Source organism: Lentzea sp. NPDC058436, assembly GCF_042721515.1.
Classification (GTDB): Bacteria; Actinomycetota; Actinomycetes; order Mycobacteriales; family Pseudonocardiaceae; genus Lentzea.
On sequence record NZ_JBHXLF010000004.1, the window covers coordinates 256054 to 270871 of the forward strand.

Below are 14818 nucleotides of genomic sequence, written 5' to 3' on the forward strand. Positions count from 1 at the left end.
GACGGTGTGTAGTTGGTTACGCATGCTTAGTATCGGAAGCGTGCTGATCAACGATGGCCTCGTCCGGGCGCGCGGTATCCGTTATGCGACGGCTTCCCGTTTCGCGAAGCCCGAACCGCTCGCCTGGGACGGCGCGCGCCCCTCCGAACGCGGCCCCGCCTGCCCGCAACCGCCGTCGGCACTGGCCGCCCTGGTAGGCAACTCGGTCGAGGGGCTGGCGTTCGACGAGCACTGCCAGGTGCTCTCGGTCACCGCGCCCGCAGACGCGGCCGGGCTGCCGGTGATGGTCTGGTTCCACGGCGGCGCCTACGTGACCGGCAGCGGTGAGTCGGCGAAGTACGACGCCGGCCTGCTGGCGTCGGAGGGCGTGGTCGTGGTCAGCGTCAGCTACCGCCTCGGCGTCTTCGGCTACCTGCGCGACAACCTGGGGCTGCTCGACCAGCTCACGGCGCTGCGGTGGGTGCGGGACAACATCACCTCGTTCGGCGGCGACCCGTCGAACGTGACGGCGTTCGGGCAGTCCGCGGGCGCGGACTCCGTGTACGCGCTGATGCTCGTCGACACCGAGAACCTGTTCCGGCGGGCGATCCTGCAGAGCGCGCCGCTGGGCACGCGCAGCCCCGAACGCGCGGAGATGACAGCCGCGCTGCGTTCGTCCATTTCGGTCGACGCCTCCACGTCCGTCGAGGACGCGCTGGCGGCCCAGACCGCCGCCGTCGCCGAGATGGGACCGAGGTTCGCGCCGTCGGGCGGCATGCCGTTCGCGCCCGTGCTGGACGACGTGGACCTCACGGCGGCGGCCTCACGGGTCGAGCTGCTCGTCGGGCACACGGCCGACGACGGCAGCCCGTACGTGCCCAGCCGTGAGCACTGGGAGGCCGTGACCGAGCTGATCTTCGCCGGCGGCGCCCGTGACCTGGCCAGGGACTGGGCGGCGGCGGGCGGGCAGGTCGCCACCTACGCGTTCAGGTGGGCGCCCGCCGACGCCCCGCTGGGCTCGTGCCACTGCATGGAGCTGCCGTTCCTGTTCGACCCTGACGGCTGGCTCGGCTGCGGCATGCTCGCCGGGGAGGAGCCGGATCCCGTGCTGGCCAAGATGATGCGCGCGCTGTGGGCGGGGTTCGCGCGAAACGGGATGGACGCGCTGCCGTCCCGCTCGCTTGAATTCGGCGGGTGACCGACCGCGAGCACCTGCGCACCACGTTCGGAGGGGACGCCGCCCGCTACCACCGGGCACGTCCCACCTATCCCCCGGAGATGTTCACCCGGCTGTCCGGTCCCCGCATCCTGGAGATCGGCCCCGGCACCGGGCAGGCCACGCTGCCGCTGACGGCGCTCGGCGACGTGACGGCGGTCGAACTGAGCCCTGATCTCGCCGCTGTCGCCCGTGGGCACGCTCCCGCGGCCCAGGTGGTCGTGGCGGACTTCGACGTCTGGCCGTTGCCCGCGGAGCCGTTCGACCTCGTGGTGTCCGCGACGGCCTTCCACTGGCTCGACCCGGCCACGCGGATGGCGCGCTGCGCGGCGGCGTTGCGTCCCGGCGGGGTGCTCGCCGTGATCTCGACGCACCACGTCGCGGGCGGCACCGGGCCGTTCTTCGTGGACGTGCAGAAGTGCTACGAGCGCTGGGATCCTTCCACGCCACCGGATCTGCGGCTCGTCCCCGCGTCGGAGATCCCCGCCGAGTTCGACGAGAGCGCCGATTTCGAGCCGCCCGAGTTCTTCCGGTACGAGTGGGAGCGGGCCTACGACACCGAGTCGTACGTGGACCTGCTCCTCACGTACTCGAACCACATCGCGCTGCCGGACCGCGACAGGTTGATCGCGGACATCCGGCGGCTGATCGACACTCGGTACGACGGACGGGTCGTGAAGCGGTACATGACCCAGCTGGCCAGCGCACACTCCGTTTCCCGGTCCTCCTGAACGCATCGCGCAAGACCCCACTAACTACAACACGATGCAACATACGGGTGCTGCTCACCCTGCGAGGTGGGCAGGACGCCTAGGATGTTCCGCCAAAGGGGCGGGGAGACACGCGCGTGCCGTGTCCTTGTACGAGGAGGTGGCATGGCCGTGTCAACGACGGCGTTCAACGAGGGCAGGTCCCCGCAACGGGGCCGTCCCCGGGACGCCAGCAGGGACGACGCCTTACGTCAGGCAGCGCTCGAGGTGATGGCCGAGGTCGGGTACCGGGCGCTCACCATGGACGCGGTGGCGGCCCGTGCGAGAGCGGGCAAGGCGACGATCTACCGGCGGTGGGAGTCGAAGCTCGATCTCGTGATCGACACGTGCACCCAGCTCGCCACGCAGAACCTCGCGGCACCGGACACCGGTTCTCTCGCAGGAGACCTGCGCGAGTTCCTCTCGTCGTTCGCCGCGTTCCTCTCCGGACCGATCGGCAAGGCCGCTCAGGCGCTCGTGGGCGAGCTCCCGCACGAGCCCGAGCTGGCAGCGGCGTTCCGCGAGACCTTCCTGATCTCCCAGCGCGACGTGCTGCGCGGCATCCTGGACCGGGCCGCCGAACGGGGCGAGCTGCGGGCCGACGCCCCGCGCGGCATGGCGGTCGAGATCGCAGGCGCCGCCCTGATCTACCGGCTGATGCTGACCGGGGACCCGCTCGACGAACCGTTCGTGGAGAAGGTCGTCGAGCAGGTGCTCCTGCCTCTGGTGCGGGTCTCCTAGCGGAAGAGCTTGCGCACCAGCGCGAAGCCGACCACCGCGCCGACCGCGATCAGCGTGTACTTGACCTTGGGCTGGCTCAGCACGTCGAGCACGGACGACTTGCCCTGCTCGACGAGCTTCTGCGGGTTGGCGCGCTCGCTGAGCTCGTCCAGGGTGGCGGCCAGCGCGGTGCGAGCCTGCTCGATCTCGCGCTGGATGGTGTCGGGATCGCGAGCCACATGTCCTCCTAGCAGCGGTTCTTCCGCCAACCGTAGTGGACGGTCTTCCGCGGGGCTTCGCGCGACCCGCGAGAGCGAGTCCATGAAGGGCGGATAGGCTTCCACCCGAGGGGTCGTAGCCCAATTGGCAGAGGCACTGGGTTTAGGTCCCAGCCAGTGGGGGTTCGAGTCCCCCCGACCTCATTGATCAGCGGTTTCAGCGGTTCGCCGCCGGGGTCTGCCCGCGGCGAACCTGCTCCGCCAGCCGTTCCCTGCCGTAGAGCCTGATCGACTCCAGCTGCTCGAACCGGCCGGTGCCGGTGAACGTGAGCAACGACTTGGCCACGAGCGCGGACAACAGCACCAGCACCCGGTCCGTCGGCAGGTCGCACGCCTGGACCGCGCCGTCGAGCCCGAAACCTCCCGGCCCCTGCGAGATGCACCGGAACACGTGCTGCTCCTCGGCGCTCAGGTGGTCGTAGCTCCAGCCGATCGCGGCGCGCAGGCTCTGGTGGCGTTCGGCGGCGGTGCGGTTGCCGCGGTTGAGCAGCTCCAGCCGGTCGTCCAGGCGGTTGAGGAGCTCGGCGACGGGCAGCACGGTCACGAGCCGTGCCGCGAGCTCCATGGCCAGCGGGAGGCGGTCCAGCTTCGCGCACAGGGCGGCGAGCGCCTCCCGTTCGCCGAGCCGCAGCCCCACCTGGCTGGCGCGGGCGCGGTCCGCGAACAGCTCGACGGCGTTCGTGATCGACAACGGCTCCACGGCGAACAGCACCTCGCCCGGCACCCGCAGCGGTTCCCTGCTGGTGGCGATGATCCTCAGCTCAGGGCAGCCGAGCAGCAGAGGTTCGAGCAGCGCCGCGCAGTCCGCCGCGACGCGTTCGCAGTTGTCCAGCACCAGCAAGGTGTTCCGGTTCAGCTCCCGCACCAGCGTGCTCAGCACCGGCTCGTCGGCCCGCCGGCCGAACGCCTGCGCGCACGCCCCCGCCACGTCCGACGTCCCTGCGAGGTCGACCCACGCCGCCCGGTTCCCGGCGAACTCCTTGGCCAGCCTGCTCTTTCCGACACCGGCCGGTCCGACGAGGGTGAGCACGCGGGCGTCACTCCTCGCGAGACCTTCGAGTTCGGCGTCGCGGCCGATGAAGCTGTCCAGCGCGGGGCCGGGTTCGTTCACGCGCTGCCGGTAGGCCCGCTGCCGGCACGCGTTGGAGCAGTACCGCGCACGTCTGTGCCGGGAGGCGGCGGTAGTGGTGCCGCAGATCGCGCACGTCGCCACCTGGTCAGCCATCGGAAAGATCGTAGTCAAACGATCCCGGTCCGGAAAGGCCTTTCCCTCCCGATGTGGACGAACGGACCGTTCCGATCCTTTGTGGATGGATCGTGAAAATTGTTCGGATATGCAGGGCTGCGTGAGGTTGCGTGAGGACTCTCACCCTCGTGCTCCTCGGACGCACCGGTGTCGCGCGCCCCGCTCGACTTCCTGTTCAGACGCAAGGAACCGCCGACCCCTAGTGGATGTCCCGGATGCTGGGGTGCGGTTTACCCCACCCCAACATTGCGGATCACCCCAATGCCCCACCCCGCCCCCGTCCGTAACTTGGAACCCATGAACTTGGTCGACTGGGTCACCGACCTGATGCAGACGGCCGGCGCACCCGGAGCGGCGCTGGCGATCGCGCTGGAGAACCTGTTCCCACCCCTGCCCAGCGAGGTCTTCCTGCCCCTGGCCGGCTTCACCGCGGCCCAGGGCAAGATGTCGCTCTTCGACGCCATCGCCTGGACCACCTTCGGCTCAGTCGCGGGCGCACTGATCCTGTACTGGGTGGGCGCGATGCTGGGCCGCGACCGAGTCCGCCGCATAGCCGCCCGCATGCCCCTGGTCCGAGTGTCCGATGTGGACAGAACAGAGGCCTGGTTCCTCCGCAACGGCTACCGCGCGGTCTTCTTCGGCCGCATGATCCCGGTCTTCCGCAGCCTGATCTCGATCCCGGCCGGCGTCGAACGCATGCGATTAGCACCGTTCCTCGCCTACACGGCGGCCGGCAGCCTCCTCTGGAACACGGCGCTGATCCTCGCGGGCTACCTGCTGGGCGACAACTGGCACCTGGTCGAGCAGTACGTGGGCATCGGCTCCAAGGTGGTCCTGGGCCTGGCAGTCGTAGCGGTGACCATCTTCGTGGCGACCCGCATCTCCAAACGCCGAACCAACACAACCGCCTGACCGCACAAGGGCGCGGCCTCAGCACCCGCCAACGCCCGCCCTAGTCCGACCCCAGCCACCCGCAGACGGCCGCCCCAGTCCGGCCCCCAGTCACCGCCAACAGCCGCCTCAGTCCGACCCCCAGTCACCCGCCAACAACCGGCCAACCCGGCCGACCTCGCGACCAGCTCACCCACCAGCCAGCCCACCCACCGGCCAGCCCACCCACCTTCCGGCCAGCCCACCCACCTTCCGGCCAGCCCACCCACCTTCCGGCCAGCCCACCCACCTTCCGGCCAGCCCACCCACCTTCCGGCCAGCCCACCCACCTTCCGGCCAGCCCACCTACTGACGCCCCCTCGCTGCCACGCCCCCTGCCGGCAACGCACCGACCCGCCGCCCAGCCCGGCTACCGCCACCGGCACCCGGCCCGCCAACCCACGCCCCGCAGCCAACCCGGCCAGCCAACCTGCGCCCGCAGCCCGCTCCCCACCGGCCCGCCGACCCAGCCCCAACCCGGCTCACCCCATCACCGCAAACCGCACCGGCCACGCCACACAACCGGGCCAGCCCCTCAGCCAGCCACCGTCGCACCGTCCAGGTACCCCACCAACTCACGAACAGCGGCCCGCCCAGCCCGGTTGGCCCCGATGGTGCTGGCCGAAGGCCCGTACCCCACAAGATGAATCCGAGGATCCGACACCACCCGCGTCCCCTCCACCTGGATCCCGCCCCCGGCAGCCCGCAGGTGCAACGGCGCGAGGTGCTCCAGGTCGTGCCGGAATCCGGTGGCCCACAAGATGACGTCGGCGTCGAAGCGCTCCCCGGACGCCCACTCGACACCGCCGGGCGTGACCCGCGAGAACATCGGCCACCGCTGCAGCACTCCGGCGTCCAAAGCAGCACGCGTCTCGGGAGTCAGCGCCAGCCCCGTGACGCTGACGACGCTGCGCGGGATCAGTCCCGCCCGCACGCGTTCCTCGACCATGCCGACCACCCAGCGGCCGTAGTCCTCGGTGAACGGGCCCTCCCGCCACACCGGTTCGTGCCGCGTGACCCAGCGGGTCTCCGCCGCGAAAGGAGCGAGTTCCATCAGCTGTTGCGTGGCCGAGGCGCCGCCGCCGACGACCACGACGCGCTTGCCCTCGAACGGAGCCGGGCCCTGGTAGTCGGCGGTGTGGAGCTGGCGGCCCCGGAACGTCTCCTGGCCCGGGTAGTGCGGCCAGAACGGGCGGCGCCAGGTGCCCGTCGCGTTGATCAAGCCGCGGGTGGTCCAGACGCCGCCGGTGGTCTCGACCTTGAGCAGCGCACCGTCGTTCACCACCTGGGTGACGTTCACCGGGCGCACCACGGGCAGGTCGAAGAGTTGTTCGTAGCGGGCGAAGTAGGACGGGATCGCCTCGTTCGCCTGCTCTTCGGGTGCGGGCTGCTCGAACGGCATGCCGGGCAGCTCGTGGATGCCGTGCACGGTCCGCATGCGCAGGCTCGGCCAGCGGTGCAGCCACGCGCCGCCGGGCGAGGGGTTCGCGTCGAGCACGACGTGGTCCACGCCGCGCCGCCGCAGGAAGTAGGAGGCGGACAGGCCCGCCTGTCCGGCACCGATCACCACCACGTCCGTCACATCACGAACAACGGAAGGAGGCAGCCGGTCCGTCTCACGTGTGAGCTACAAAACATCGCGCAAAAGGTCGCGAGCATCGCTAACTTCCGGGGCCGTGCACCTACTTCTGACGATGGCGTTGCTCGCGGCACCCACCACAACGGCCCCGGTTCCCGCACCGACGGCCTCCTACGCGGTCTACGACCGGATCACGCACCAGGTGACCGGCCGGGACGTGCACAAGCAGATCAGATCCGCCTCGCTGGTGAAGATCCTGATCGCGATCGAACAGCTGGAGACGCGCGGCGACGACCCGCGCATCGAACCCATGTTGCGGGTCAGCGACGACAACGCGGCCAGCGAGCTGTGGGTCGAGAACGGCTGGGAGCAGCTCGTCGTGCGCACGGCCGAGCGGCTGAAGCTCAAGGACACGCTGCCACCGGAGAACCGAGGCATGTGGGGTTACACGGCGGTGAGCGCGCATGACGTCGTGAAGATCTACAAGTACCTGTTGGAGGACGCCAAGCCGCACGTGCGGCGCACGATCATGGGGCACCTGCAGCGGGCCGAGAAGTGCGCGTCGGACGGGTTCGACCAGTCGTTCGGGCTGCCGTCCGCCACGTGGAAGCCCGCGTTCAAGCAGGGCTGGTCGGGATTCGGTGATCCGACGAAGCCGTGCGTCGACCGGCCGCGGCCGCGCATCCAGTGGGAGCTCGACACGAAGTCGCCTGCCCTGCACACGTCCGGCACGTGCTGGTTCAGCGTCGTCGCGGTGCTGACCCTGCATCCCGAGGGCACCACGTACGAGAAGGCCGCGAAACGAGTTACCCGGCTCACGGAAGAAGTCACGAAGTATCGGTGTTGATCGATGTATGAGCCGTCTGAGTGAGATCCCCCTGTCCGTTCTCGACCTCGCGCCCATCACGTCGGGTTCGGACGCGACGACCGCGCTGCGGAACTCGCGGGAGCTCGCTCAGCAGGCAGAACGCCTCGGCTACCACCGCTACTGGTTCGCGGAGCACCACAACATGCCCGGCATCGCGTCGTCGGCGCCGGCCGTGTTGATCGGGCACGTCGCGGACGCCACCGAGTCGATTCGCGTCGGCTCCGGTGGCGTCATGCTGCCCAACCACGCGCCGCTCGTCGTCGCCGAGCAGTTCGGCATGCTCGAAGCGCTGCACCCCGGCCGCATCGACCTGGGCATCGGTCGCGCGCCCGGCACCGACCAGAAGACGGCGCGGGCGTTGCGGCGCACGGAGGCCGGTCTGTCCGCGGAGAACTTCCCGCAGGAGCTGACCGAGCTGATCAAGTACTTCGACGGCACCGCCGAGCTCAACGCCGTGCCCGCCGCGGGCAACAAGCCGCCGATCTGGCTGCTCGGCTCGTCCGGCTACAGCGCGCAGGCCGCGGGGCTGCTGGGCCTGCCGTTCGCGTTCGCCCACCACTTCAGCGCGCAGAACACGTTGCCGGCACTGGAGTTGTACCGCCGGCACTTCCGGCCGTCCGAGGTCCTCGACGCGCCGTACGCGATGGTGTGCGCCTCGGTGCTCATCGCCGACACCGACGAGCAGGCGCGCTACCTCGCGGGTCCGGGAGCGCTCTCATTCGTGAAGCTGCGCCAGGGCCGCCCCGGTCCGCTGGCGACGCCGCAGGAGGCCGCGGACTACCCGTACACCGAGATCGACCAGCTGGTGGTGGAGGACCGCATGTCCACCCAGATCATCGGATCCCCCTCAACGGTCCGCGCAGGACTGGACGAGTTGATGGAGTCGACGGCGGCCGACGAGCTCATGGTGACGACCATCGTGCACGGCCACGATGACCGTCTGCGTTCGTTCGAACTCCTCAGCGAAGTGGCCGAACGGACGCCGTCGCTGGGCCGTTCAGCCGCACATACGTGAGTCGCCCAGGCGTGACCTTCACGTTTTGTACGACTGGCACTGCTCTGAACGGGTGATAATCGGCTCCGCTTGTAGCGCGTGGGACACAGTGGGCGATGATCGGTGTGAGCGCGCACGCCCCCCGACGCGCTCCCTAGCTTCACCCAGTGGTCTCGACCACTAGGACGGCGTGGGGCCGGCGCTTCTGTGGCGCCGCCCACGCCGCCCATCACGAGTCGGCCACGGCCCGGCACCAGGTCCGCTTCTTCAGGCCACTTTCGTTCGCACTCCCCCTTCGGCACCGTCACAGTTGACGGGAGTTCGTTCACACCCACCGCCGGGGTGGGAAAGGGGAGTTCGTGAAGTTCGCCAAAACGGCCGCGGGCCTGTGCCTGTTGCTGGCCGTGGCGGGATGTGCGGGCCCCAGTGTCGCCGTCACCCCCGACGAGAAGCTGACCGTCGAGCAGCGAGCCGAGAAGCCCAGTGCCTCCGGTGCCGCCGCGTTCGGCACGCAACGCGTGTGGACGTCGGGTCTGTCCGTTGTGGTGTCAGCGCCCCGTTCCCTCACACCGTCCGAGACCGCGGTTCCCCCGGCCAAGCGCACGGCGGTCTTCACGATCACCGTCTACAACGGCTCCAAGGCGTCCTACCGGCCCTCCCAGCTCGCCGTCAGGGCACTGGCGGACGGTCAGCCCGCCGCCGAGCTCGTCGACTCCGTGCAGGGCCTCAACGGCCTCGCCGCCGCCGTGGCGGAACTCCCGCCGGGCCGCGACACGCAGCTCCAGCTGGCGTTCGTGGTGCCGGAGTCGCCCGTGCGGATGGAGCTGACCATCAAGCCGGGTGGACAGGACCAGGACGCGCCCACCGTCTTCGAGGGCCAGTCCTAGTACCCGGAATAGTCTCTGGGGCATGACCAGTCGTCTCGAACCTGGTGACACCGCGCCCGCGTTCACGCTGCCCGACAGCGAGGGCAAGCCGGTGTCCCTGTCCGACTACCTCGGCAAGTCCGTGGTCGTGTACTTCTACCCGGCCGCGAGCACGCCGGGCTGCACGAAGCAGGCCTGCGACTTCCGCGACAACCTCGGGGTCCTCGCCGGCTCCGGCTACGAGGTCGTCGGCATCTCGCCCGACAAGCAGGAGAAGCTCGCCAAGTTCCGCGACACCGAGGGCCTCAACTTCCCGCTCCTCGGCGACCCGGACAAGAAGGTGCTCACCGAGTGGGGCGCGTTCGGCGAGAAGCAGAACTACGGCAAGACCGTCCAGGGCGTGATCCGCTCGACGTTCCTCGTCGGCCCCGACGGCAAGATCGTCAAGGCCATGTACAACGTCCGCGCCACCGGCCACGTCGCCAAGCTCCTGCGCGAACTCCCCGCCTGATTTCACCTGATGTGAGGCCGTCGTCGCTTTGGTTGCGACGACGGCCCTTTTTTCAGGTATGGTCGGGAGGAGGGCGTGCAACAAAGCCGCCCCTGTTCCGGTGAGGGTGATACACCGTGTGTCGTTTGACGGCACCTAACGGCCCCGACATCCCGTCTGATTTCACCTTGCGAGTCCACTTCCCCGCACGCGGCGGCTGACCAGGGCTTCTTCACCCAACCGTCCACCGCTCTCTTCAACGCGCACGCCTCGGGCTGCGCGCATTTCGTGCTGGGAAAATTCAATGCTCAAGTGGATTCTGCTCGCCCTCGCCGTGGGCGCGGAGGTTTTCGCGACCCTCTGCCTCAAATACTCCGAAGGCTTCACAAAACCGTGGCCCGTCGCGGGTCTGGCGGCCGGCTTCCTCACCGCGCTGTACCTGGAATCGCTCGTGATCAGAATGGGCCTGCCCGTCGCCATCACCTACGCGATCTGGGCGGGCGCCGGCATCGCGCTGGTGGCCATCACGAGCCGCGTCCTGTTCGCCGACCCGTTGAACCTGGCCATGCTCGGCGGCATGGCCCTGATCGCCGCGGGCGTCTGCGTCGTGTCGGTGGCCTCGCACGCGCAGGCGGCCGTCTAACCTCGTTTGGGTGGGCTTAGAAATCCAGGCCGTCTCCAAGCTCGGCCAGTCGGTCGCGATGCGCGCCGCCACCGAGTGGCTCGCCACCAACACCGACGACCGGACCGCGTCCCTGGCCGAGATCGCCGCGGCGGAACTCTCCAGGCCCACCCAACGAGCCAAGCTCGACACGCTGATCCACCACATCGGCCTCCAGGTGACCGAGCAGCTGGAATCAGCGCTGGAACGCTTCTCCGACAACGACATCGCCGCCTCCCTCACCGCAGTGGAGGTGGCGCTGTCGTCCGTCGACCTGTCCGACGCCGCCCTCCTGGCCGACAACGCGGACCCCGAGGGCCTGGCCCAACGCGTCCGCCGTTCACTGCCACGCCAGGACCTGGGCCGCTGCTACGAGATCGCGCTGGACCAGTCCTGCCGCTACCTCGTGCAGATCATCAGGAACCTGCCGTCCTTCCAGCCACGAGCGCTCGCCGAGGTCCTCTCCCGCGCCACGGCTCAGGCCGCGATGCTCGACGAAGTACTCTCCCGCCTCCCCCGCACGTCGTTGTACGCCCCACAGGGCACCGACAACGACGACGAGTTCCGCGACGAGTACCTCCGGTTCATCCAGACCAACCTGGACAAGCTCGAACTCCTCGGCCTCACCATGAGGGACCGCCCTCGCCTCGCCTTGAGCGTCGCGTACCTGAGCCTCACGGTCTCGGGCGAGAAACACCGGCGCGACAACTGGTTCGCCGAACCCGACCACCACGCCTACTCGGGCATGCGCGTCGAATCCGCGCTCGTCAGACGCACCTACATCCGCGGCGAAGCGGGCTCTGGCAAGACGACGCTGCTCGACTGGCTCGCCGTCACCGCCGCCCGCAACGGTTTCACCGGCAGGCTGCACAGGTGGAACGGCATGGTCCCGTTCCCGATCAGACTGCGCTCCTACGCAGACAAGCCACTCCCAACCAAGCCGGAGGACTTCGTCACCGGCTGGCTCGCGGGCATCATGCCCGCAGGCTGGGCCCACCGAGTTCTCCGTGCAGGCAAAGGACTTCTACTGGTCGACGGCGTCGACGAGGTACCGCCGGAGAAGCGCCCGGAGGTCCGCGAATGGCTGCGCGAACTCCTCCAGGCCTTCCCCGAGGCACGGGCCGTGGTGACCGCACGCCCCGCCGCCACGGACGAGAAGTGGTTGGCAGAACTGAACTTCTCCGTGCTGTCGCTGGAGCAGATGAGCCCTGGCGACGTGAAAGCCTTCCTGCAACGCTGGCACGAAGCCGCCGACGCGCCCGAGGAAGCCCAGCGCCGTCTCGTCACCCAGATCGAGAGCCGCCAACACCTCCAGGGCCTGGCGTCTTCTCCGTTGCTGTGCGCGATGTTGTGCGCCCTGAACCTCGGCAGGGTCTCCGACCTCCCGCACAACCGCATGGAGCTCTACGCGGCGGCCCTCACGATGCTGCTCGACCTGCGCGACGCCGAACGCGGCATCGCCCGCATTCTCACCACCTCGGACAAGACCGTCCTGCTGCGAGACCTGGCCTGGCGCTTGACGTTGGGCGGCCTGTCCCAGCTCCCGACCACCAAGGTGCACGAACACGTCGCCCGCAAGATCCGCTCCATGCCGAACGTCGACGAGCACCCCGACGCCGTCGTCGCACACCTGCTGGAACGCAGTGGTGTGCTCCGCGAACCGGTCCCCGGCCAGGTCGACTTCGTGCACAGGACCTTCCAGGAGTACCTGGCGGGCGAGGAGGCGATGCAGGACGGCCAGGTCGAAACCCTGGTGGCACACGCGGACCAGGACTCGTGGACGCAGACGATCGTGCTGGCCTGCGGCCACGGGCACCGGTCCCAGGTGACCGAACTGCTGACCGCGCTGCTGGACCTCGCCGACCGGCAGCCGGAGGACGCCCGCCGGTTCCACCTGCTGGCGGCCGCGTGCCTGGAGACCGTCCGCGACGTCGACGCCGACCTGTGCGACCGGATCGACGCGATCGTCAGGGACCGGCTCGTACCGCCGCGGACCCCGGAGGAGACCGCGTCGCTCGCGACCATCGGCCACCGCGTGCTCCGCTACCTGCCGGCGACGCTCGACGAACTCTCCGATGCCGTAGCGGCCTCGACCATACGCACCGCAGCGCTGGTCGCCTCACCAGAGGCGATGATGAAACTCGCCGGATATGCACACGACCCACGATCCTCAGTCCAGAAAGCGTTGATCGAAGCCTGGCTGAACTTCGATCTCCAGCGTTACGCAGAGGAGGTTCTGGCGGACGCGCCACTGGAGAATGGACTCGCCGAGGTCAAGTCGATCCAGCAGTTTCCCCATTTGCACCTACTCAGCAAACTGACCGGTGTAGACGCCTGGCTGCCACCGGACGAGTCGTTGGGGAGCCTTCACGTCGTCGATGAGCTGCCTCGACTTAGGTATCTACTCGCGTGGATGAAGGGGGAGATCGATCTCAGCCCACTCTCGCGGACGAGTCCAGAGATGATCCATCTCCTCGGGGCCCAGCGCTACACGAATCTCGAAAGCCTTCCAGACGCTCGCTCCATCGGCCTGATTCAGTGGGAGCCGTGGGAAAGCCTCGAATTCCTTCGCGGCAAGTCGATCCGCAGCCTGCATCTCAGCGAAACGGCTCCCGGCTGCACCTTGGGCGTCCTCACCGAGGTGGCAGGACTAGAGGCCGTGTACTGCCGTAATTGGACAGATCCCACTGTGTTTGCAGCGATACCAGCCTTGCGCACTCTTGCGCTATCCGGTGACAAGCTGATCGACGTCCGTCCGGTGCGTCACATGTCGCTGACGCTGCTGCTGCACCGAAAGAGCACTTACGTCGGGGTCGAAAAACTCGGCCCCGACGTAAGAACCAGATGGGAGAGCTAAGCGAGCTTGCGCAGGTGCGGCACCAGGAGCTTGAGGGCGCGGCCCCGGTGGGACTCCGCGTCCTTCTCCTCGGCCGTCATCTCGGCGGACGTGATCTCCGCACCCTCCGGCACGAAGATCGGGTCGTACCCGAACCCGTTGGTGCCACGACGCGCGCGCAGCAACGTGCCGCGCCACTCCCCGCGCACGACGACCTCGTCGCCACCGGGGACGACGAGGGCCACGGTGGAGACGAACGCGGCGCCGCGGCGCTCGTCCGGCACGTCGCCGAGCTGCCCCAGCAACAGGTCCAGGTTGGCGTCGTCGTCACCGTGACGGCCGGACCACCGGGCGGACAGCACGCCGGGCATGCCGTTCAGCTCGTCCACCGCGAGACCGGAGTCGTCGGCGACGGACACCAGCCCCGTGGCGGCTGCCGCGTCACGGGCCTTGGCCAGGGCGTTGCCCTCGAAGTCCGGCGCCGTCTCCGGTGCCTCGGGGAACTCCGGAACGTCCGCCAAAGACAGCACCTCGATGCCGTCCAGCGATTCCGCGACGACGATGCGCTGAAGTTCGCGGAGCTTCTTGGCGTTGCGCGAAGCCAGCAGGAGCTTCATCGCCTGCTCGCCTTGGGCTCCGGCAGCACGCCGGGGTACGGGGCGGAGAGCGCCTCGGCCTGGAGGCGGTTCAGCTCGGCGCAGCCCTGCAGGGCGATGTCGAGCATGCGGTCCAAAGTGGACCGGGCGAAGGTGGCGCCCTCGCCGGTTCCCTGGACCTCGATCAGCGTGCCGGCGTCGGTGGCGACGACGTTCATGTCGACCTCCGCGCGCGAGTCCTCCTCGTAGGGCAGGTCCAGCCGAACCCGGCCGTCGACCACGCCCACGGACACGGCGGACACCGCGCACGACAGCGGCGACGGGTCGGCCAGGCGGCCTGCCGCACCGAGGTACGTCACGGCATCGGCGAGGGCCACGTACGCGCCGGTGATCGCGGCCGTGCGGGTACCGCCGTCGGCCTGGATGACGTCGCAGTCGATGACGATGGTGTTCTCGCCGAGGGCGGCGAGGTCGATGCAGGCGCGCAGCGAACGGCCGATCAGGCGCGAGATCTCGTGCGTGCGGCCGCCGATGCGGCCCTTCACGGACTCGCGGTCGCTGCGGCTGTGGGTGGCGGAGGGGAGCATCGCGTACTCGGCGGTCACCCAGCCGAGGCCGGAGCCCTGGCGCCACCGGGGGACGCCTTCGGTGACACTCGCGGCGCAGAGCACGCGGGTGTTCCCGAACTCGATCAGGACCGAGCCCGCGGGCCAGGTCTGATATCCACGCGTGATCCGGATGTCACGCAACACGTCGTCGTTTCGGCCGTCGGTTCGCACCACGGCGCCTACCCTAATGAACCCTGCGGAG

At 69.1% G+C, this 14818-nt stretch carries 15 protein-coding genes and 1 tRNA gene; 11 read left to right on the forward strand and 5 right to left on the reverse strand.

The features are described from left to right. Positions 1 to 40: 40 nt before the first annotated feature. From ACFWN2_RS19765 to ACFWN2_RS19775, 3 genes are all read left to right on the forward strand, one after another. A complete protein-coding gene (locus ACFWN2_RS19765; RefSeq protein ID WP_382429154.1) occupies positions 41 to 1177 on the forward strand; it encodes a carboxylesterase family protein in 1137 nt (378 codons plus the stop codon). Next, positions 1174 to 1926, forward strand: coding sequence for a class I SAM-dependent methyltransferase (locus ACFWN2_RS19770; RefSeq protein WP_382429156.1), 753 nt, complete (start codon positions 1174 to 1176; stop codon positions 1924 to 1926). Before ACFWN2_RS19765 ends, ACFWN2_RS19770 begins: the two co-directional genes overlap by 4 nt. 144 nt (positions 1927 to 2070) lie before the next feature. Beyond that, entirely contained in the window at positions 2071 to 2685 is a 615-nt protein-coding gene (locus ACFWN2_RS19775) for a TetR/AcrR family transcriptional regulator (RefSeq protein WP_382429158.1), read from the forward strand. Here the strand turns inward: ACFWN2_RS19775 and ACFWN2_RS19780 are convergent. Then, positions 2682 to 2903, reverse strand: coding sequence for a DUF3618 domain-containing protein (locus ACFWN2_RS19780; RefSeq protein WP_030469566.1), 222 nt, complete (start codon positions 2901 to 2903; stop codon positions 2682 to 2684). The genes ACFWN2_RS19775 and ACFWN2_RS19780 overlap by 4 nt on opposite strands. 109 nt (positions 2904 to 3012) lie before the next feature. Here ACFWN2_RS19780 and ACFWN2_RS19785 point away from each other — a divergent pair. Continuing rightward, positions 3013 to 3086: transfer RNA gene (locus ACFWN2_RS19785), tRNA-Leu, on the forward strand. A gap of 13 nt (positions 3087 to 3099) precedes the next feature. Here the strand turns inward: ACFWN2_RS19785 and ACFWN2_RS19790 are convergent. Further along, positions 3100 to 4167, reverse strand: coding sequence for an ATP-binding protein (locus tag ACFWN2_RS19790; protein WP_382429160.1), 1068 nt, complete (start codon positions 4165 to 4167; stop codon positions 3100 to 3102). Positions 4168 to 4485: 318 nt separating this feature from the next. Between ACFWN2_RS19790 and ACFWN2_RS19795 the strand changes: the two genes are divergently transcribed. Beyond that, positions 4486 to 5100: a DedA family protein gene (locus tag ACFWN2_RS19795; protein WP_382429162.1), complete on the forward strand. Its 615-nt coding sequence runs from the start codon at positions 4486 to 4488 to the stop codon at positions 5098 to 5100. 553 nt (positions 5101 to 5653) lie between these two features. On the opposite strand, the gene ACFWN2_RS19800 is transcribed toward ACFWN2_RS19795, so the two are convergent. Then, positions 5654 to 6700, reverse strand: a complete 1047-nt coding sequence (locus ACFWN2_RS19800; RefSeq protein ID WP_382429164.1) for an FAD-dependent oxidoreductase — start codon at positions 6698 to 6700, stop codon at positions 5654 to 5656. A gap of 94 nt (positions 6701 to 6794) precedes the next feature. Between ACFWN2_RS19800 and ACFWN2_RS19805 the strand changes: the two genes are divergently transcribed. The 6 genes from ACFWN2_RS19805 to ACFWN2_RS19830 all read left to right on the forward strand — a co-directional run bounded on the left by ACFWN2_RS19805 (position 6795) and on the right by ACFWN2_RS19830 (position 13433). Continuing rightward, the gene (locus ACFWN2_RS19805; RefSeq protein ID WP_382429166.1) at positions 6795 to 7544 is read left to right on the forward strand and encodes a hypothetical protein; all 750 of its coding nucleotides are present in this window, start codon (positions 6795 to 6797) and stop codon (positions 7542 to 7544) included. 7 nt (positions 7545 to 7551) lie between these two features. Then, positions 7552 to 8580, forward strand: a complete 1029-nt coding sequence (locus ACFWN2_RS19810) for an LLM class flavin-dependent oxidoreductase (protein WP_382429168.1) — start codon at positions 7552 to 7554, stop codon at positions 8578 to 8580. Positions 8581 to 8918: 338 nt separating this feature from the next. Next, positions 8919 to 9446, forward strand: coding sequence for a hypothetical protein (locus ACFWN2_RS19815; protein ID WP_382429170.1), 528 nt, complete (start codon positions 8919 to 8921; stop codon positions 9444 to 9446). 22 nt (positions 9447 to 9468) lie between these two features. Beyond that, positions 9469 to 9936 (forward strand): thioredoxin-dependent thiol peroxidase, encoded by a 468-nt coding sequence (gene bcp / locus ACFWN2_RS19820; protein WP_382429172.1) that lies wholly within the window; start codon positions 9469 to 9471, stop codon positions 9934 to 9936. Positions 9937 to 10219: 283 nt separating this feature from the next. Beyond that, entirely contained in the window at positions 10220 to 10558 is a 339-nt protein-coding gene (locus tag ACFWN2_RS19825; protein WP_382429174.1) for a DMT family transporter, read from the forward strand. 10 nt (positions 10559 to 10568) lie between these two features. Next, a complete protein-coding gene (locus ACFWN2_RS19830) occupies positions 10569 to 13433 on the forward strand; it encodes an NACHT domain-containing protein (RefSeq protein WP_382429176.1) in 2865 nt (954 codons plus the stop codon). Here the strand turns inward: ACFWN2_RS19830 and rdgB are convergent. Together rdgB and rph are read right to left on the reverse strand one after the other, a co-directional pair. Next, positions 13430 to 14029, reverse strand: a complete 600-nt coding sequence (gene rdgB, locus ACFWN2_RS19835) for an RdgB/HAM1 family non-canonical purine NTP pyrophosphatase (protein ID WP_382429178.1) — start codon at positions 14027 to 14029, stop codon at positions 13430 to 13432. The genes ACFWN2_RS19830 and rdgB overlap by 4 nt on opposite strands. Then, a complete protein-coding gene (gene rph, locus ACFWN2_RS19840) occupies positions 14026 to 14790 on the reverse strand; it encodes a ribonuclease PH (protein WP_382429180.1) in 765 nt (254 codons plus the stop codon). Before rph ends, rdgB begins: the two co-directional genes overlap by 4 nt. Positions 14791 to 14818: the final 28 nt, after the last annotated feature.